Here is a 17,934-nt window from a genome sequence, read left to right on the forward strand (position 1 = left end):
CCTTACTCCTCGAGCGCGACTCCGCGCTCGGCCGCGAGCTTCGCCAGGTCGTCGACGACGACGAGCGACATCCGCACCGAGCGGTCTCGCTGATACTCCTCGTCGTCCGCGTCGATCAGCGGCGCGCGGTCGAGGGTCTCCTCGATCGACTGCGACAGCTCGCGCCAGGCGTCCTGCCGAGCGTCGTCGACGAGCGAGGCCAGGTACTGCTCGTCCCGCGCGCGGTGGCGCAGGGAGTCGGCCACCGCGAGCGAGAGCCGCTCGCGGTGGTCGAGGTTGTCGATGTCGGCGGAGCGGTAGTCGTGCACGTGGTCGGAGCGGCCGCCGACCAGGGTCGCGTCCGCGGCGATGGCGCGCAGGCGCTCGGCCGCCGCCTCCGACTCGTCGGCGAGCTTCTCCAGCTCGGCGGCGGCGATGACGGAGTAGTGCCGGACGTCGAAGGGGACGCCCTCGGCCAGGCCGTCCATCAGCACGCGGTTCTTCACGGCCATCCGGCTCGCGTACTGGGCGAGCAGCAGGCCCTCCTCCGCGGCCTCCTCGACCGAGACGGGCTCGCGCGACGGGTTCTCGTCCGGGTCGTACGGCTCCATCTTGAACCTGCGTCGACGGCGGAACCACACGCGCGTCACCTGCACCCTCGGTTCGAGCGCCCCGCCCACCGGAGCACCTCTTCGAGAATACCGGTCGGGCGGGCGCGATGGTCGGCCGGTCAGGCGTCCCGCCAGTCGTCCTGCAGCAGGTGCGAGCCGGCCTGCGGCCCCATCTGCAGCATGCCGCCGTCGACGGCGTAGGACGCTCCCGTGATGTAGGCGCCCGCGGGCGAGGCGAGGAGGGCGATCACGGCCGCGATCTCGCGCGCGTCGCCGGGACGGCCGAGCGGGATGCCCGGGCGGTCGATGCCGTGCGGATCCACGTCCTCCGCGTCGTTCATCGGGGTCGCGATCTCACCCGGTGCCACCGCGTTGGCGGTGATGCCGTAGCGGCCGAGCTCGAGGGCGGCGACCTTCAGCAGCCCGCCGAGGCCGTGCTTGGCGGCGACGTAGGCGCTCGCGCCGACGCGGGGCTGGTGCTCGTGCACGCTCGTGACGCCGATCAGCCGACCGCCGGTGCCCTGCTCGACCATGATGCGGGCGGCGCGCTGGAGGCCGACGAACGCTCCGTCGAGGTTCAGCGCGACGACCTCGCGCCAGCTGTCCAGGCTCTGCTCGAGGAAGGGCTCGCCGCCGCCCCCGCCCGCGTTGTTGACGAAGACGTCGAGTCCGCCGAGGCGCTGGGCCAGGTCGTCGATCACGTCGCCGACCCGATCGAGCTCGGTCGCGTCGAGGTGGGCGACCTCGGCGCGGCGGCCGTGCGAGCGCACCTCCTCCGCGGTCTCCAGGGCGCCCTGCTCGTCGCTGTGCCAGGTGATGCCGACGTCCATGCCGGCCTCGGCGAGGGCGACGGCGGCGGCTCGGCCGATGCCGGAGTCCGAGGCCGTGACGACGGCGCGGGTGGGGTGGAAGTCGCGGGGTCCCTGGGTCATGTCGTCTCCTGTTCCGAGGCGCAGCGCGCCTCCTCGATCACGATCCCAGCACCGGCGTCGGCCGGCCGGCAGACGCTTGACACGCCGGTCACCGCGGTCGCGGGCGTGGCGGATGTCCGGGCGAGGGCCCGGATCGAGTTGACTGTCCTGATGGACTCCCGACGCATCTCCGTCGTCGTCCCCGTCAAGGACGACGCCCGGCACCTCGAGCGGCTGCTCGCCCTCCTGGCCGAGCAGACCCTCGCCCCCTTCGAGATCGTCGTCGTCGACGACGGCAGCACCGATGACAGCGCGGACGTCGCCCGTGCAGCGGGCGCGCGGGTGATCGTGCACGGCGGGACCGGCATACCCGCCAGCACGGCGCACGGCTTCGACGAGGCGGAGGGCGACGTGCTCGCCCGGCTGGACGCCGACTCTCAGCCCGACCGGCACTGGCTCGCGCGGATCGCCGCACACTTCGCCGACCCGGGCGTCGGAGCGGTGACCGGCCCCGGCCGGTTCGTCGAGCTCGGCCCGGTCGCGCGGAACCTCGCCCGGATCGTCTACATGGACGCGTACTTCGTGCTGATGGGCTCCGCGCTGGCCAACTGGCCGCTCTTCGGCTCGAACTGCGCCGTCCGCCGCTCGGCCTGGCAGGAGATCGCGGGGGAGATGCACCGCGACGACCCCTACGTGCACGACGACGTCGAGATCAGCGTGCACTTGGGCCTGCGCCACCGGATCGTCTACGACCGCCACCTGGAGGTCGGCATCTCGGCGCGACCGTTCGGCGCCGCGGCCGACATGGTGCGGCGCCTCGACCGCGCCCTGCACACGCTGCGCCGGCACCCCGGGCTCGGCGACCCGGTGCAGCGCTGGATCCACCGCACCCGGCGCCGGCACGTGGAGCGGCTGAGGGCCCTCTCCGCCGCCCGCCGCGCTCCGCGCTAGGACTCCGCGGGGGTCGCGGCCGGAGCCTCGGCCGGTCGCGGGTCGTCCTTCGGCATCGCGCGGACCGCGAAGAGCATGCCGACGGCGAGCACCGTCAGCGCGATGCAGACGAAGCGGGTGCCGGCCGCGAGGCCCTCGGGCGTCGGATCGCCGCCACCGGCCTGGGCGTTGACGATCGCGCCGAACACCGCGACGGCGATCGCGCTGCCGATGTTGCGGGCGAAGAAGTTCGTCGAGGACACGACGCCGCGCTCGTTCCACTCGACGCTCGCCTGCGCGCGGATGAGGGTCGGCGTCGCGACCAGACCCATCCCGGCGCCGATCAGCACGCAGAAGCCCGCGATCTCCCAGAGGCTCGACGAGGCGCCGAGGAGGATCGTCAGCCCGGTGCCGATGGTGACCAGCGCCGCGCCGAGGAAGGCCGTGCGGCGGAAGCCGATCCGCAGGTAGAGCCTGCCGGAGAGGCTCGCCGCGACCGGCCAGCCGATCGTCATCGCGGCGACCGCGAAGCCGGCGCCGAGGGCGGAGCTGCCGAGGACGCCCTGCGCGAAGGTCGGGAAGTAGGAGGTGACGCCGAGCGTGATCGCGCCGACCGTCACCGAGACGAGACTCGTCGAGAGCAGCACCCGCCGCGTGAGCACCCAGAGCGGCAGCACCGGGGCGACCGCTCGGCGCTCGATGGCGACGAAGCCGGCGAAGGCGAGCGCCGCGACGACGAAGACGCCGACGCCCGCGGGCGAGAGCCAGGGCCAGGCGTTGCCGCCCTCGAGCAGGCCGAGGATCAGCAGCGCGGTGCCGACGGCGAGCACCGACGCGCCGGCGAGGTCGAGCGGGGTGCGCTCGCCGCGGGTGGTCTCGCGGAAGCTGCGGATCAGGAGGAAGGCCGCGAGCAGGCAGAGCGGGATGTTGACCAGGAAGATCCAGCGCCAGGCGCCCAGGTCCGAGAGCACGCCGCCGAGAGTGGGGCCGACGACCGAGGAGATGCCCCAGACGCTGGCGAGGTAGCCCTGGGTCTTCGCCCGCTCGGCGACCGTGTAGATGTCGCCGGCGATGGTGATGCCCATCGGCTGGATCGCCCCGGCGCCGAGGCCCTGCAGGGCGCGGAAGGCGATCAGCGCGGGCATGCTCCAGGCCAGGCCGCAGAGCAGCGAGCCGACGAGGAAGAGGCCGATCCCGATCAGCATGATGGGCTTCCGGCCGATCACGTCGGAGAGCTTGCCGTAGAGCGGGACGGAGACCGCCTGGGCGAGCAGGTAGATGGAGAACAGCCAGGGGAACTGCTCGAAGCCGCCGAGGTCCGCGACGATCGAGGGCACCGCGGTGGAGAGGATGGTCGCGTCGAGGGCGACCAGCGCGGTCGAGATCATCAGCGCCAGGAGGATCGGACCGCGCTCGGAGCGCAGTCCGACGCTCGCGCGCGTGGGGGAGTCGGTCATTCCGCTCACGCTATTGCAGAGCCGGGCGATGGAACGGGGGCTCGACGCACTCGGTAGACTGGCCCTATGGAACTCGTGCTCTGGCTCGTCGTAGCCGCCATCGCCGGTGTCGGCCTCGTCTCCGGAGTCGCGGCTCTGGTCGCCATGACGAAGGCGCCCTGGTCCGACGGCAAGTAGCGGGGTCCGGGGTCGCACCCGCCCGCCCTCACTCGTAGTACCGCACCACGCTCCAGCACGGATCCGTCGAGGCGACGACGTCGAGCACGAACGCTCCGCCCGTCTCGAGATCGGTCGCCTGGAAGCGCCAGCCGCCGATGCTGACCGGCACGCCGCCGAACGTCGGCGGGAAGCCGTCGAGCGGCGCCCACCAGTCGCTGGTGCGCGTCCAGACCGTCGGCCGATCGCTCACCCGATAGCTGGCGCCGCGCCATTCGAGTGCGACGGGCACTCCGTCGCCGTCGGTCGCGACCATCGCCGTCTCCTCGGTCACCGCCATCGTGGGTGCTCCCGCCTGCTCCTCTCGACCCGCCGGACTCGACTGGCCGTTCGAACATGTGTTCGATAGTCTGCGAGTGTACGCCGCGGCGCCCGTGCTCGCCACGGCAGCGGATCGACCGGGCAGGAGGCGAGATGATCGAGTGGAGTCCCCTCCAGATGCTGCGCAGCAGCGGGCCCGACGAGTGGGTCATGGTGGACGCGATGCGGACCGGGCGGATCGGGCTGATCCGCAGGATCGAGACGGGACCGTACCGCGAGAGCTGGTTCCGGGCCGTCACCTGGGCCGCGGAGCCGGGCAAGCGGACGCTGGTGGGCTACTCGCGGTCGATGGAGACCATCGCGGCCACGCTGTGGGCGCATCAGCCGCTGACCGCGCAGGAGAAGCCGTTCCCGGGCTACCCGGCGTCGAGGCCGGCCGGGGCGCCCGCGCCGTGAGTCCGGCGGCCGAGGCCGTCGTCCGAGCTCGCGCACCCGCGGAGGAGAATGGCCGGATGCTTATCGCGCTCACCGGTGGCCCCACGGGGGAGTGGCGGGCGGTCGTCTCGGACGGCTCGGGGGCCGAGGTGGGCGGCGGGCGCGGTCCGGTCGAGCTGGCCGCCTTCGTCCGCGAGCGGGAGGCGGAGCGTCCGCGCTGGGTCTGGGACGACACCGCCCGCTGGTACCCGGCTCTCCTGGCCGAGGGCGTGCACGTCGCGCGCTGCCACGATCTCCGCCTCGCCCGGGCGATCCTCCGCCGTTCGGAGCAGACGGCGCGCTCGCCGCTCGCCCGCGCGGCTCCCGACGCCTGGGACGCCGGGGCCGCCGCCCCGGTCGCCGGCGACACGCTGCTCGGCTTCGAGGAGGCGCCCGCGGAGACGGACGAGCTGGACCCGCTGGTCGAGCTCGCCCGGCAGGAGGAGGCGCTGGCAGCGGCCGCGCAGGGCGGGCGCCTGCGACTCCTGCTCGCCGCGGAGTCGGTCGGCGCGCTGATCGCCCGCGAGATCGCCGCGGCCGGGCTGCCGTGGCGCGCCGACGTCCACGACCGCGTCCTCACCGATCTGCTCGGCCCGCGTCCGCGCTTCGGCGGACGGCCGGCCCGCCTCGAGGCCCTGGCCGACGACATCCGCCGTGAGCTGGACGCGCCCGAGCTGAACCCCGACTCGCCGGCGGACCTCCTGCGCGCGCTCCGCCGCGCCGGACTCACGGTCGAGTCGACCCGCTCCTGGGAGCTGACCTCGATCGAGCATCCGGTGATCCCGCCGCTGCTGGAGTACAAGAAGCTCTCGCGCCTGCTGACCGCCAACGGCTGGGCCTGGCTCGACGCCTGGGTGCACGACGGGCGCTTCCGACCGGAGTACGTCGTCGGCGGCGTCGTCACCGGCCGCTGGGCGACGTCGGGCGGGGGAGCGCTGCAGCTGCCGCGGCAGATCCGCGCCGCAGTGACCGCGGACGCGGGCTGGAAGCTGGTGGTCGCCGATGCGGCGCAGCTGGAGCCGCGCATCCTCGCCGCGCTGGCGGGCGACTCCGTGATGGCCGCCGCGGGTCGGGGCAAGGACCTCTACCAGGGCATCGTCGACGCGGGAGTCGTCCCGGACCGGCCGCGGGCGAAGGTGGCGATGCTCGGCGCGATGTACGGGGCGACGAGCGGTGAGGCCGGTCGGCTGCTCCCGCGGCTCACGCGCGCGTACCCCCTCTCCGTCGCGCACGTCGAGGCGGCCGCCCGCGCCGGCGAGCGGGGCGAGCGGGTGTCGACCCGGCTCGGACGCAGCTCACCGCCCGGCGACGTCGACGCCGGTGGTCAGCGCGCCCGCGACTGGGGGCGCTTCACCCGCAACTTCGTCGTGCAGGGCACGGCCGCCGAGTGGGCGCTCTGCTGGATGGGGGAGCTGCGGGCCCGGCTGCGCGCGGAGGGCGCGCTCGCGCACCTCGTCTACTTCTTGCACGACGAGGTGATCGTGCACGCGCCCGCGGAGGAGGCGGAGCGGGTCGCCGCGGTCGTGCTCGAGGCCGCCGTGCGCGCCGGGCGGGCGCTGTTCGGCGATCAGGACATCGACTTCCCGGTCACCGTCGCGATCGTCGACGCCTACGACGAGGCGAAGTGACGCGACTGCCCGACCGAGGCTCCGGTGCAGTGGCTCAGTACCAGTGCGGCGAGCGGTTGTTCCAGGCCGACCAGGCCGCGCACGGCGAGCCGTAGCGGTCGGAGATGTAGGCCAGACCCCAGTCGATCTGGGTCGCGGCGTTGGTCTGGTAGTCCGCGCCGTAGGTCGCCATCTTGCTCGCCGGCAGCGCCTGCGGGATGCCGTAGGCGCCCGAGGAGCGGTTCAGCGCGTTCCAGCGCCAGCCCGACTCGCCGTTCCAGAGCGGGATGAGGCAGCTGTCGGCCTGATCCTGGCCCCAGCCGTGGACGCCCATGACGGAGCGCGCGTAGTTCTGCGCCTGCGCCGGCGACATGCCGTCGGTCCGGCCGGCGTAGCTGCCGAGCGCGGCGATGGTCTTCGCACTGCTGTCCTTGCCGGACGCGTCGTCGTCGCCGAGCTCGACCGGGCCGCCGCCTCCGCCTGTCGACGGGGCCGCGGGCGCCGCCGGTGCCGGAGCGGAGGGTGCGGACGGCGCCTTCGCGGCCTGCTGACGCCGGGCCTCCGCCTCGGCGGCGAGGCGGGAGAGGCGCTCCTGCTCCTCGAACGCGGCCTTCGCCTCCTGACCGGTGGCGAACTCCTCCTCGAGCGCGGCCGTGGTGTTCTTCAGCGAGGCGAGCTGCTCGTAGAGCCCGGCGCTGTACTGCTCCTGGTCGGCGACCTTCGCGTCGGCCTCGGACTGCGCGGCCTGCGCCGTGGCGAGCGCGTCCTGCGCGGCGCTGACGAGGGAGAGCCGCTCCGTGCGCGCCTGCTCCGCCTGCTCGGCGAGGGAGGCGGCGGCGTTCTCGGTCGACTCGGCGTCGCTCTGGAGGCGGCTGGTCTGCAGGGTGAGCTGGCTCATGGTGCCGAGGCGGTAGAGCAGCTTGTCGGACTGATCGCCGCCGACCAGGAGGTTGAGCGTGGCGTCGGTGCCGCCGTTGCGGTAGAGCTGAGCGGCGAGCCGGCCTGCCTGCTCCTTCGCGGCGTCCGCGTCGGCACGGGCCGCGGCGGCGCGCTCCTCGAGGGCGGTCACGCGCTGGGTGGCCTCATCGAGCGCGCTCTGAGCGGCGTCGGCCTCGGACGCGCGGGAGATGGCGGCGTCGGTGAGGGCGGCGGCCTGATCGCGCAGGTCGGCGAGGATCGCGGTGATGCGGTCGACCTCGGCGGCGGTCGCGGTCTCGCTCGACTTCGCGGCCTCGACGTCCGACCAGGACGGGTAGTCGGCCGGGTCGTAGGCGTTGGCCGCCATCGGCGCGGCCAGGGCGGCGCAGAGGACGAGGACCGTGCCCGCTCCGGCTGCGACGAGCCGTCGGCGCGCGGAGGTGGACACGCGGAGGCCGAGAGGCGAACGGATCATAGCCCCCACCCTAGGCGACGGCGCCCGCGCCTGTCTCGTGCCGGTCGTTCTGTGCGCTCAGCGGCCCCTCGGTCGCGGCGTCGTCCCGCGCCGCCGCCTTGCGTCCGCGCCGCGGGCGCTCGAGGGCGTAGCCGCGGACGGCCGCTCCGTCGCCCGCCCCGGCGAGCTCCTCTCTGGCGGCGTCGAGGAGCCGGCGCAGCGCGTCGTCGCGCACCAGCACCGCCCGTGCGGCGAGGCGGCGCTGCGGGTGCTCGTCGAGAGCCTCCTGCTCCTCGGGGAGCGTGCTCCCGTAGGCGTCGAGGACCGCATCGAGGTCGGCGTCGGAGAGGCTCGAGGCGAGGAGGATGCGGTCGAGCACGTCGTCCCAGTCCTCCTCGGCGGAGGCGCCCTCGCCGCTCAGCCAGGCGAGCGCCTCGGCCCGGCCCTCGTCGGTGAGCGCGTGCAGGGGGAGGCCGTCCTCCGTCGATCCCGCCGCCGCGACGAGGCCGCGCTCGCGGAGCCGGTCGAGCGTGGAGTAGATCTGCCCGACGTTGACCCGGCGGCGGTGGGCCGCCCGATCGAGCAGCTCGGCGTGCAGCTGCAGACCGTAGGCGGGACCGAGGGTGAGAAGAGCGAGCAGACCGTCGCGGACCGACACGGGGCTCCTCTCGAGCGGGTCGCGGGCCCGGAGCCGGGCGACGCCGCGGTTCGGGCGGACTTTCCCGAGTATAGGCAGGGGATCTGCGCGACCCGGCGGCGGGAGCGGCGAGGCGCCTTGTCGTGGCGCGGAGGGTCCTGCATAATCTCGACTGGTGGCTCGTCCACCGCACAAGAAGGCACTGCACGTCGCTCGTGGTCCAGGTCGTTGGGGAAGACGCACCAGGACGGACGGAGGACAGCGTGGTGACGCAACAGACTCGGGGTGTGCTCTTCGTGCACTCCGCCCCCCGCGCGCTCTGCCCCCATCTGGAATGGGGAGCGGGTCGCGCTCTCGGTCGTGCCGTGAACTTCGACTGGATCGAGCAGCCGGTGCAGCGCGGCGCCCAGCGCACCGAGTACGCCTGGGAGGGACCGGTCGGCACCGGCGCGGCGATCGCCTCCGCGCTCCGCGGCTGGGCCGACGTCCGCTACGAGGTGACCGAGGACCCCTCTCCTGGCGTCGACGGCGGCCGCTGGATGCACACGCCCGAGCTGGGCGTCTTCTACGCGCAGACGGACAGCGCCGGCAATACCGTCGTCCCCGAGGACCGCATCCGCTCCGCCATGGAGACCGCCGGAGCCGACCCCATCGAGCTGCACCGCGAGCTGCGCCTCGCCCTCGGCCAGGCCTGGGAGGACGAGCTCGAGCCGTTCCGCGCCGCCAGCGACTTCGCGCGGGTCATCTGGATGCACAGCGTCGGCTGAGCGGGCGGTGCCCACTTCTGCGCCGCTCCTTGCGCGGCGCAGCGCGGTCGGCTCGGGGAGGTGGTCGCGTTCTGCAGAGCGGGGTGCGGGCGGCGACGGCGATTCGCTGGCACGCGAATCGCCGGATGCGCCTCGGGGCGCCCGGCGATACGGTGCGCGCGACACTCTGAAGGGTGGGCGCATCTTCGGCTCGTGAGACGCGCTTCGGCTCGTCGGAACGTCGGGATCCGGCTGCTGGTCCGCCGTGCTGGGGACGGTGGGTCTCGATACGCCCCTGCGGGGCTACTCGACCAGCAAGCTCGTCATGGTGATCGAGTAGCCCGCGCAGCGGGCGTATCGAGATCCACCACCGCCTGAACGCGGGCCGGCGTCGGTGGGTCTCGATACGCCCCTGCGGGGCTACTCGACCAGCATGGCCGGGCGCTGGCGGAGGTTCCGGACGGAGCGAGCCGCAGGCGATGCGGTCACTTCACCCGGAGTGCTGCAGCGAGTGCCCGGCCGAGCGAGCCGCAGGCGATGCGGTTTTGTTGCCAGAACTGTGGGCGAGGGCTCGCGGTGAACGACCACCCTAGCGGCACGAGGCGCATCCGGCGATCCGCGTTCCAGCGGATCGCCGTCGCCGCACCGCACCGGCCCTGCGGAACGCGACCATGCAGGGAGCGGACGCGCCTGCGCCGCGCGATGCGCGGCGCAGCCCGCGTTCCGCTCGGAGTGACGGGGCTACGCCCCGTTACACCGACCGGAACGCGGCAACAGCATTGTGCCCCCCGAACCCGAACGAGTTGGAGAGGGCGACGAGGGGCCCTGCTCCGAGGTCGCGCGGGCTGGTGACGACGTCGAGCGGGATCTGCGGGTCCTGCTCGAAGAGGTTGATGGTGGGCGGGGCGGTGCGCTCGTGCAGGGCGAGGACGGTGAAGATCGCCTCGAGGGCGCCGGTGCCGCCGAGGAGGTGGCCGGTGGCGGCCTTGGTGGCGGAGACGGCGATGTTCGGGAGGTGGTCGCCGAACACGCGGGCGAGGGCGCGGTACTCGGCGATGTCGCCGACGGGGGTGCTGGTCGCGTGGGCGTTGACGTGGGTGACGTCGGTGCGGGCGGCGCCGGCCTGCTCGAGAGCCTCGATCATGGCGCGGGCGGCGGCGGAGCCCTCGGGGTCGGGGGCGGTGATGTGGTACGAGTCGCTGGTGACGGCGCCGCCGGCGAGCTCGGCGTAGATGCGGGCGCCGCGGGCCAGGGCGTGCTCCTCGGTCTCGAGGACGAGGGTGGCGGCGCCCTCGCCGAGGACGAAGCCGTCGCGGGAGACGTCGTAGGGGCGGGAGGCGGTGGCCGGGTCGTCGTTGCGGCGCGAGAGGGCCTGCATCGAGGCGAAGGCGGCGAGGGGGAGCGGGTGGACGACCGACTCGGTGCCGCCGGCGATGACGACGTCGGCGAGGCCGCGCTGGAGGTGCTCGTAGGCGTTGGCGATCGCCTCGGTGCTGGACGCGCAGGCCGACACGTCGGTGCGGGCGTAGGCGCGGGAGGGGATCGACATGCTGATCGCGGCCGCGGCGGCGTTGGGCATGAGCATGGGGATGGTCATCGGGAGGACGCGGCGGGGGCCGCGCTCGCGGAGGGTGTCCCACGCGTCGATGAGCGTCCAGAGTCCGCCGATGCCGGTGGAGTAGTCGACGCCGACGCGCAGCGGGTCGACGTCGGTGATGCCGGAGTCGGCCCACGCCTCGCGGGCGGAGATCAGGGCGAACTGGCTGGAGGGGTCGAGGCGCTTGGCCTCGGGCCGGGGGAGGACCTCCTCCGGGCGCACCTTCGCCTGCGCGGCGAAGGTGACGGGGAGCTCGAGCTCGGTCACCCAGTCGGCCTGGATCGTGCTGACGCCGGACTCACCCGCGAGAAGGGCGTTCCAGGACTCGCGAGCGGTGCCGCCGAGGGGCGTGCTGGCTCCGATGCCGGTGACGACGATTTTCTTGGGACTCATGACGACGATCTCTGTTCCGTGACGGGTGGGTTCCGGGCGCACCCCGGCCGGGCTCAGGGCCCTGGCCGGGGTGTCCGCCGCGAGGACGGGAAGCGCGGGGCGCTGGTTACGCGGAGGCCTTGACGATGAAGGTGACCGCGTCGCCGACCGTCTTGAGGTTCTTGACCTCGTCGTCCGGGATCTTCACGTCGAACTTCTCCTCGGCATTGACGACGATGGTCATCATCGAGATGGAGTCGATGTCGAGGTCGTCGGTGAACGACTTCTCCATCTCGACGGAATCGGTCGCGATGCCGGTCTCGTCGTTGACCAGTTCGGCCAGGCCGGCGAGGACTTCTTCGTTGGACAGTGCCATGGTTCTCTCCTTGAGGGGTGTTCGATCAGGGTGTTTCGACTCGGTGTACGTCGAGATCGAGGTGTTCGTCGTGTGACCGTAGGTCAGTTTAGGGGTGGGCCTGCGCCCCCTAAGGGAGCACCACGACCTGCGCGCCGAAGACGAGTCCGGCGCCGAAGCCGATCTGCAGGGCGAGTCCGCCGCTGAGCTCGGGGTGCTCCTCGAGCAGGCGGTGGGTCGCGAGCGGGATGGAGGCGGCCGAGGTGTTGCCGGTCGTCTCGATGTCGCGTCCGATGGTCACGGTCTCGGGCAGCTTCAGCTGCTTCGCGAGCTCGTCGATGATGCGCATGTTCGCCTGGTGCGGGATGAAGGCGGCGAGGTCCTCGGGCGCGACGCCCGCCTCGGCCAGCGCCTGCTTGGCGACCTTGGCCATCTCCCAGACCGCCCAGCGGAAGACGGAGGGGCCGTCCTGGCGCAGCGTCGGCCACTCGGCGACGCCGTCGCGGTAGGCGGCGAGCGGGTTGTCCATCCCGACGGTGTCCCACTTCGAGCCGTCGGAGCCCCAGACGGTCTTCGAGATGCCGACGGTGTCGCTCGGGCCGACGATCGCGGCGCCGGCGCCGTCGCCGAGGAGGAAGGAGATGCTGCGGTCGGTCGACTTCACGATGTCGGAGAGCTTCTCGGCCCCGACGACGAGGACGTACTCGGCGAGGCCGGAGCGGACGAACGAGTCGGCCTGGGCGATGCCGTAGGTGTACCCGGCGCAGGCGGCGGAGATGTCGTAGGCGGGGGCCGGGTTCGCGCCGATCCGATCGGCGAGGAGCGCCGCCAGCGACGGGGTCTGCACGGTGTTGCTGATCGTGGAGACCAGCACGAGGCCGATCTGGTCGGCGCGGATCCCGGCCTTCTCGATCGCCTCGAGCGAGGCGGTCGTCGCGAGGTCGACGGCCTGGATCTCGGAGGAGGCGCGGCGGCGCTCGACGATGCCGGTGCGCTGGCGGATCCACTCGTCGGAGGAGTTGATCGGGCCGACGAGGTCGTCGTTCGGGACGACGAGGTCGCCACGGGCTGCGCCGATGCCGAGGATGCGGGTGTACTGGCTGCCGCTGGACTGGGTGAGGGAAGGGGTCGTCATGGGTCTCTCCTGCTAGGCGGCGTGCTCGTCGATGAAGGCGCGGGCGGCGTCGAGGTCGTCGGGGGTCTTGATCGCGAGGGTCGGGAGGCCCTTGAGGCCGCGCTTGGCGAGGCCGACGAGGGCTCCGGCGGGGGCCAGCTCGATGAGCCCGGTCACGCCGGCCTCGGCGAAGGCCGCCATGCAGAGGTCCCAGCGGACGGGCGAGGCGACCTGGCCGACGAGCAGCTCCAGGAAGCGGGAGCCGCTGTCGACGACGGAGCCGTCGCTGTTCGTCCAGAGGCGCAGCGTCGGGTCGGCCGGGGTGATCGAGGCGGCGACGCCGGCGAGGGAGTCGCGGGCCGGCGCCATGTAGCGGGTGTGGAAGGCGCGGGCGACCTGCAGCGGGACGACGCGGGTGCCGCGGAGGGGCTCGTCCTTCAGCGCTTGCAGGGCGTCGACCGCACCGGCGACGACGATCTGGCCGCCGCCGTTGTAGTTGGCCGGCTCGAGGCCGAGCTCGTCGAGGCGGGCGAGGAGCGCCTCCTCGTCGCCGCCCAGGACGGCGCTCATCGCGGTGGGGGTCGCGGCGGCCGCGGCGGCCATGGCGCGGGCGCGCTCGCGGACGAAGACGAGGGCGTCGGGCTCGGAGAGGACACCGGCTCCGGCCGCTGCGGTGATCTCGCCGACCGAGTGGCCGGCAATGCCTGCGATGCGCTCGCGGCGGCCGCCCTCGAGCAGCGCGGCCAGGCTGACCAGCCCGGCGGAGACGATCAGCGGCTGGGCGACAGCGGTGTCGCGGATCGTGTCCGCGTCCGAGACGGTGCCGTGGGCGGCCAGGTCGATGCCGACCGCCTCCGAGTGCGCGGCGACCTGCTCGGCGACCGAGGGGACGGCGAGCCAGGGCTCGAGGAATCCGGGGGTCTGGGAGCCCTGACCCGGGGCGACGACGACGATCACGCTTTCAGTCTTCCGATCCGCGCCGGTTCGTGCGGCGCTCTGAGGTACTGACAAACCACAAAGAGCTTGTGGCGGTTCTACAACGGGGTGCGAGGAGGGAGCGGCTCACTTGCGGGTCGGACGGCGGCGGACCGCCCCGTCCGGGTCGCTCATCGAGCCGAGGATGAGGGCCGACTGGAGGATGAGCGCCTCGCGGGCGCCCGTCGCGTCCCAGCCGATCACCTCCGCCACCCGCTTCAGGCGGTAGCGGACGGTGTTGGGGTGCACGAAGAGCTCGCGGGCCGTCGCCTCGAGCGAGCGGCCGTTGTCGAGGTACGCCCACAGCGTGGTGAGCAGCTCGGTCGAGTGCTTCTGCAGCGGCTTGTAGATCTGGGTGATCAGGCTGTGCCGGGCGAGGGGATCGCCGGCGAGCGCGCGCTCGGGGAGGAGGTCGTCGGCGTTCACCGGCCGCGGGGCGTTGCGCCAGGAGCGCGCGACCGCGAAGCCGGCCAGCGCTGCGCGGGCGCTCCGCGAGGCCTCGACGAGCGTCGGCACCTCGTGGCCGAGGACCAAGTGACCGGAGCCGAAGCCCGGCTCGAGCGCGTTCGCGATCTCGAGGAAGGCGACCGGCGGGCCGGTCTCCTCCGTCGCGTTCTCGCTCGGCTCGGCGCGGCCGATCACCAGCACGAGCCGGCTGCCCTGCACGCCGATCAGCACGTCGGCGCTCATGTGCCGGGCGGTGCGGCGGAGCTGGTCGACGTCGAGCATCTTCGGCGCGGTGCCCACGAGCACCGCGACCTCGCCGTGGCCGTGCCAGCCGAGGGCCGCGATGCGGCTCGGCAGCTCGTCGTCGGCCTCGCCCGTGAGGATCGAGTCGACGACGAGCGCCTCGAGCCGGGCGTCCCAGAGGCCGCGCGCCTCGGCCGCACGGGCGTAGACGTCGGCCGCGGCGAAGGCGATCTCGCGCGAGTAGAGCAGGATCGCCTCGCGCAGGTCCTCGCCGCGGTTGGTGATCCGCTCCTCGACGACCTCGACGGTGACCTTGATCAGCTGGAGGGTCTGGGTCAGCGAGACGGAGCGGAGCAGCTCCCGGGGAGCCGCTCCGAAGACGTCGGCGGCGATCCACGGCGTCGCCGAGGGGTCGTCGAACCAGGAGATGAACGAGGTGATGCCGGCCTGCGCGACCATGCCCACCGCGGAGCGGCGGCCCGGGGGCATGCTGCCGTACCAGGGCAGCGTGTCCTCGAGCTTCTTGATGGTCTGCGTGGACAGCTCGCCCGAGAGGGTCCGGAGCCACGCGAGGGTCTGCTCCTTCGTCCGCGGAGCGCCCGGCCGGGTGGCCGGACGCTCCGCGGAAGGGGCAGTGCCCCGCGTCGACTGCGCGTCGTCGGAGGAGAGCACCGAGCCGTCCGTCAGCTCTCGCCGCCCGCGTTGCCGGTGGTGCCGGCGTTCACGTCGTGGAGGCTGTACTTCTGGATCGCCTGGGCGGAGAGCGAGGGGTCGACCTCGCCGCGCTTGGCGAGCAGCTGCAGCGTGCGCACCACGACCGACGGTCCGTCGATCTTGAAGTGGCGACGTGCGGCGGCGCGGGTGTCCGAGAAGCCGAAGTCGTCCGCTCCGAGCGTCGCGAAGTCGCCCGGGATGAACTGGCGCAGCTGGTCCGGGACCTGGTGCGAGAAGTCCGAGACGGCGACGAAGGGGCCCTTCGCGTCGGCGAGCTTCTGCGTGACGTAGGGGACCTGCGCCTCGTCCTCGGGGTAGAGGAAGTTGTGGTGCTCGGCGTTGATGCCGTCGCGCCGCAGCTCGTTCCACGAGGTGACCGACCAGACGTCGGCCGACACTCCCCAGTCCTCGGCGAGGAGCTTCTGCGCCTCGATCGCCCACGGCACGGCGACGCCGGACGCGAGCAGCTGGGCCTTCGGGCCGTCCCACTGACCCCAGGAGACCCGGTGGATGCCGCGGACGATGCCGTCCACGTCCACGTCCTCGGGCTCCTTCGGGTGCACGATCGGCTCGTTGTAGACCGTCACGTAGTACATGACGTTCGGCTCCGGGTGCTTGCCGCCGTACATCCGCTCGAGACCGGCCTGCACGATGTGCGCGATCTCGTAGCTGTACGCCGGGTCGTAGCTGACGACGGCCGGGTTGGTGGCGGCGAGGATCGGCGAGTGGCCGTCCGCGTGCTGGAGGCCCTCACCGGTCAGCGTCGTGCGACCGGCGGTCGCCGCGATCATGAAGCCGCGGGCCATCATGTCGCCCGCCGCCCAGATCGCGTCGGCCGTGCGCTGGAAGCCGAACATCGAGTAGAAGACGTAGACCGGGATGAGCGGCTCGCCCTGCGTCGAGTAGGACGTGCCGACCGCGGTGAACGCCGCGAGGGCGCCCGCCTCGTTGATGCCGACATGCAGGATCTGACCCTGCGGGCTCTCCTTGTAGGCCAGGAGCAGCTCGCGGTCGACCGACGTGTAGTGCTGACCGCGCGGGTTGTAGATCTTCGCGTTCGGGAAGAACGCGTCCATGCCGAAGGTGCGGGCCTCGTCGGGGATGATCGGGACGACGCGGTTGCCGAAGTCCTTCGAGCGCAGGATGTCCTTCAGGATGCGGACGAACGCCATGGTGGTGGCGATCTCCTGCGTGCCGGAGCCCTTCTTGCCGATCTTGTAGGCCGAGTCGTCCGGCAGCGAGAGCTGCGTGTACTTCGACCGGCGCTCGGGCAGGTAGCCGCCGAGCGCGCGGCGGCGCTCCTGCATGTACTCGATCGCCTCGTCGCCCTGACCGGGGTGGTAGTACGGCGGGAGGTAGGGGTTCTCCTCGAGCTGGGCGTCCGTGATCGGGATCCGCATGGTGTCGCGGAAGCCCTTCAGGTTGTCGAGCGTCATCTTCTTCATCTGGTGGGTCGCGTTGCGGCCCTCGAAGCTGCGGCCGAGACCGTAGCCCTTGATGGTGTGCGCGAGGATGACGGTCGGCTGGCCCTTGTGCTCCGTCGCGGCCTTCATCGCGGCGTAGATCTTGCGGTAGTCGTGACCACCGCGGCGCAGGCCCCAGATCTGCTCGTCGCTGTAGTCCTCGACGAGCTTCTTCGCGCGCTCGTCGCGGCCGAAGAAGTTCTCGCGGACGTAGGCGCCGTCCTCGGTCTTGAAGGTCTGGAAGTCGCCGTCGGGCGTCTTGTTCATCAGGTCGAGCAGCGCGCCCTCGGTGTCGCGGGCGAGCAGGTCGTCCCACTCGCGGCCCCAGATGAGCTTGATGACGTTCCAGCCGGCGCCGCGGAAGAACGACTCCAGCTCCTGGACGATCTTGCCGTTGCCGCGGACCGGGCCGTCGAGGCGCTGCAGGTTGCAGTTGATGATGAAGTTGAGGTTGTCGAGGCCGTCGTTCGCGGCGACCTGGAGCTGACCGCGCGACTCGACCTCGTCCATCTCGCCGTCGCCGAGGAACGCCCAGACCTGCTGGTCGGAGGCGTCCTTGATGCCGCGGTTGGTGAGGTACTTGTTCGCCTGCGCCTGGTAGATCGCGTTGATCGGGCCGAGGCCCATCGACACGGTCGGGAACTGCCAGAACTCCGGCATGAGGCGCGGGTGCGGGTAGCTGGAGAGCCCGCCGCCCTGGTGCGACTTCTCCTGGCGGAACCCGTCGAGCTGGTGCTCGCTCAGGCGTCCCTCGAGGAAGGCGCGCGCGTAGGGGCCGGGGGAGGCGTGGCCCTGGATGAAGATCTGGTCGCCGCCGCCCGGGTGGTCCTGGCCGCGGAAGAAGTGGTTGAAGCCGACCTCGTAGAGCGAGGCGCTCGACGCGTAGGTCGAGATGTGCCCGCCGACGCCGATGCCGGGGCGCTGCGCGCGGTGCACGAGGATGGCCGCGTTCCAGCGGATCCAGGCGCGGTAGCGGCGCTCGACGTCCTCGTCGCCGGGGAAGTCGGGCTCGTTCTCGGCCGCGATGGTGTTGATGTAGTCCGTCGTCGGCACCATCGGAACGCCGAGGTGCAGCTCCTTGGAGCGCTTGAGGAGGCTGAGCATGACGTCGCGTCCGCGACCGGCACCCCGCTCCTCGACGAGCGCGTCCAGCGACTCGTTCCACTCCGACGTTTCCTCGGGATCCGAGTCGACGTGTCCGACGGAATACGGGTCCTGATCGTTAACAGTCACCCTCGACCTCTCTCTGGGGGCAGATCGTGCCCGAGACATCACTCTCATGAAGCGGTGCGGATCCGCGCGCAGGACCCTCGGATGACGAGGAGCGCGCGGGCACCCGTGCAAGCCTAGCGATTCCGGTCATGTGTGGCGATCCACGACGGAACCGCACAGGGCACTGTGGGATTTCTCCATCCGGACCGCGTCCAGCGGCCGATCGTCGCGGTCCCTTGGC

At 72.5% G+C, this 17,934-nt stretch carries 16 protein-coding genes; 4 read left to right on the forward strand and 12 right to left on the reverse strand.

All coding sequences use genetic code 11. The annotated features are described in order from the left end of the window. Positions 1-2 precede the first annotated feature (2 nt). Positions 3-590 carry a hypothetical protein gene (locus MT355_RS07535; RefSeq protein WP_243599065.1) on the reverse strand — a complete coding sequence of 196 codons (588 nt, stop codon included), beginning with the start codon at positions 588-590 and terminating at the stop codon, positions 3-5. 119 nt (positions 591-709) lie between these two features. Further along, the gene (locus MT355_RS07540; protein WP_243599066.1) at positions 710-1,522 is read right to left on the reverse strand and encodes an SDR family oxidoreductase; all 813 of its coding nucleotides are present in this window, start codon (positions 1,520-1,522) and stop codon (positions 710-712) included. A 150-nt stretch (positions 1,523-1,672) separates the two neighbouring features. On the opposite strand from MT355_RS07540, the gene MT355_RS07545 reads away from it, so the two are divergent. Next, positions 1,673-2,452: a glycosyltransferase family 2 protein gene (locus tag MT355_RS07545; RefSeq protein ID WP_123735474.1), complete on the forward strand. Its 780-nt coding sequence runs from the start codon at positions 1,673-1,675 to the stop codon at positions 2,450-2,452. On the opposite strand, the gene MT355_RS07550 is transcribed toward MT355_RS07545, so the two are convergent. Together MT355_RS07550 and MT355_RS07555 are read right to left on the reverse strand one after the other, a co-directional pair. Further along, the gene (locus tag MT355_RS07550) at positions 2,449-3,888 is read right to left on the reverse strand and encodes an MDR family MFS transporter (protein WP_243599067.1); all 1,440 of its coding nucleotides are present in this window, start codon (positions 3,886-3,888) and stop codon (positions 2,449-2,451) included. The two genes, MT355_RS07545 and MT355_RS07550, sit on opposite strands and share 4 nt — an antisense overlap. A 205-nt stretch (positions 3,889-4,093) precedes the next feature. Next, positions 4,094-4,384: a hypothetical protein gene (locus tag MT355_RS07555; protein WP_243599068.1), complete on the reverse strand. Its 291-nt coding sequence runs from the start codon at positions 4,382-4,384 to the stop codon at positions 4,094-4,096. 134 nt (positions 4,385-4,518) lie between these two features. Here MT355_RS07555 and MT355_RS07560 point away from each other — a divergent pair, with 134 nt between their 5' ends. Further along, positions 4,519-4,821 carry a hypothetical protein gene (locus tag MT355_RS07560; RefSeq protein ID WP_123445655.1) on the forward strand — a complete coding sequence of 101 codons (303 nt, stop codon included), beginning with the start codon at positions 4,519-4,521 and terminating at the stop codon, positions 4,819-4,821. A gap of 56 nt (positions 4,822-4,877) precedes the next feature. Continuing rightward, positions 4,878-6,467 carry a bifunctional 3'-5' exonuclease/DNA polymerase gene (locus MT355_RS07565; protein ID WP_243599069.1) on the forward strand — a complete coding sequence of 530 codons (1,590 nt, stop codon included), beginning with the start codon at positions 4,878-4,880 and terminating at the stop codon, positions 6,465-6,467. 34 nt (positions 6,468-6,501) lie between these two features. Here the strand turns inward: MT355_RS07565 and MT355_RS07570 are convergent, their stop codons facing one another. Both MT355_RS07570 and MT355_RS07580 read right to left on the reverse strand, forming a co-directional pair. After that, positions 6,502-7,839 (reverse strand): hypothetical protein, encoded by a 1,338-nt coding sequence (locus MT355_RS07570; RefSeq protein WP_123735479.1) that lies wholly within the window; start codon positions 7,837-7,839, stop codon positions 6,502-6,504. 10 nt (positions 7,840-7,849) lie between these two features. Further along, positions 7,850-8,476, reverse strand: a complete 627-nt coding sequence (locus tag MT355_RS07580; protein ID WP_243581738.1) for a PadR family transcriptional regulator — start codon at positions 8,474-8,476, stop codon at positions 7,850-7,852. Between the two features lie 266 nt (positions 8,477-8,742). Between MT355_RS07580 and MT355_RS07585 the strand changes: the two genes are divergently transcribed. Beyond that, positions 8,743-9,222, forward strand: a complete 480-nt coding sequence (locus MT355_RS07585; protein ID WP_243599291.1) for a DUF3145 domain-containing protein — start codon at positions 8,743-8,745, stop codon at positions 9,220-9,222. A gap of 730 nt (positions 9,223-9,952) precedes the next feature. Here the strand turns inward: MT355_RS07585 and MT355_RS07590 are convergent. The 6 genes from MT355_RS07590 to aceE all read right to left on the reverse strand — a co-directional run bounded on the left by MT355_RS07590 (position 9,953) and on the right by aceE (position 17,714). Further along, positions 9,953-11,191 (reverse strand): beta-ketoacyl synthase, encoded by a 1,239-nt coding sequence (locus MT355_RS07590; RefSeq protein WP_123703161.1) that lies wholly within the window; start codon positions 11,189-11,191, stop codon positions 9,953-9,955. Positions 11,192-11,297: 106 nt separating this feature from the next. Further along, entirely contained in the window at positions 11,298-11,546 is a 249-nt protein-coding gene (locus tag MT355_RS07595) for an acyl carrier protein (protein ID WP_123445660.1), read from the reverse strand. 109 nt (positions 11,547-11,655) lie between these two features. Further along, positions 11,656-12,660 carry a beta-ketoacyl-ACP synthase III gene (locus tag MT355_RS07600; protein ID WP_243599070.1) on the reverse strand — a complete coding sequence of 335 codons (1,005 nt, stop codon included), beginning with the start codon at positions 12,658-12,660 and terminating at the stop codon, positions 11,656-11,658. Positions 12,661-12,672: 12 nt separating this feature from the next. After that, entirely contained in the window at positions 12,673-13,596 is a 924-nt protein-coding gene (locus MT355_RS07605) for an ACP S-malonyltransferase (protein WP_243599071.1), read from the reverse strand. 105 nt (positions 13,597-13,701) lie between these two features. Then, positions 13,702-14,847, reverse strand: a complete 1,146-nt coding sequence (locus MT355_RS07610) for a CdaR family transcriptional regulator (protein ID WP_243599292.1) — start codon at positions 14,845-14,847, stop codon at positions 13,702-13,704. Between the two features lie 140 nt (positions 14,848-14,987). Next, complete coding sequence (gene aceE, locus MT355_RS07615) at positions 14,988-17,714, reverse strand: pyruvate dehydrogenase (acetyl-transferring), homodimeric type (protein WP_243599072.1); 2,727 nt, start codon at positions 17,712-17,714, stop codon at positions 14,988-14,990. Between the last annotated feature and the right edge of the window lie 220 nt (positions 17,715-17,934).

The organism is Rathayibacter sp. VKM Ac-2929, assembly GCF_022815495.1.
In the GTDB taxonomy this organism is placed as follows: domain Bacteria; phylum Actinomycetota; class Actinomycetes; order Actinomycetales; family Microbacteriaceae; genus Rathayibacter; species Rathayibacter festucae.

Coding starts and splice junctions, on each gene's coding strand:
- MT355_RS07535 (WP_243599065.1), bottom strand. CDS start 590: ATGGAGCCGTACGACCCGGACGAGAACCCGTCGCGCGAGCCCGTCTCG.
- MT355_RS07540 (WP_243599066.1), bottom strand. CDS start 1,522: ATGACCCAGGGACCCCGCGACTTCCACCCCACCCGCGCCGTCGTCACG.
- MT355_RS07545 (WP_123735474.1), top strand. CDS start 1,673: ATGGACTCCCGACGCATCTCCGTCGTCGTCCCCGTCAAGGACGACGCC.
- MT355_RS07550 (WP_243599067.1), bottom strand. CDS start 3,888: ATGACCGACTCCCCCACGCGCGCGAGCGTCGGACTGCGCTCCGAGCGC.
- MT355_RS07555 (WP_243599068.1), bottom strand. CDS start 4,384: ATGGCGGTGACCGAGGAGACGGCGATGGTCGCGACCGACGGCGACGGA.
- MT355_RS07560 (WP_123445655.1), top strand. CDS start 4,519: ATGATCGAGTGGAGTCCCCTCCAGATGCTGCGCAGCAGCGGGCCCGAC.
- MT355_RS07565 (WP_243599069.1), top strand. CDS start 4,878: ATGCTTATCGCGCTCACCGGTGGCCCCACGGGGGAGTGGCGGGCGGTC.
- MT355_RS07570 (WP_123735479.1), bottom strand. CDS start 7,839: ATGATCCGTTCGCCTCTCGGCCTCCGCGTGTCCACCTCCGCGCGCCGA.
- MT355_RS07590 (WP_123703161.1), bottom strand. CDS start 11,191: ATGAGTCCCAAGAAAATCGTCGTCACCGGCATCGGAGCCAGCACGCCC.
- MT355_RS07595 (WP_123445660.1), bottom strand. CDS start 11,546: ATGGCACTGTCCAACGAAGAAGTCCTCGCCGGCCTGGCCGAACTGGTC.
- MT355_RS07600 (WP_243599070.1), bottom strand. CDS start 12,660: ATGACGACCCCTTCCCTCACCCAGTCCAGCGGCAGCCAGTACACCCGC.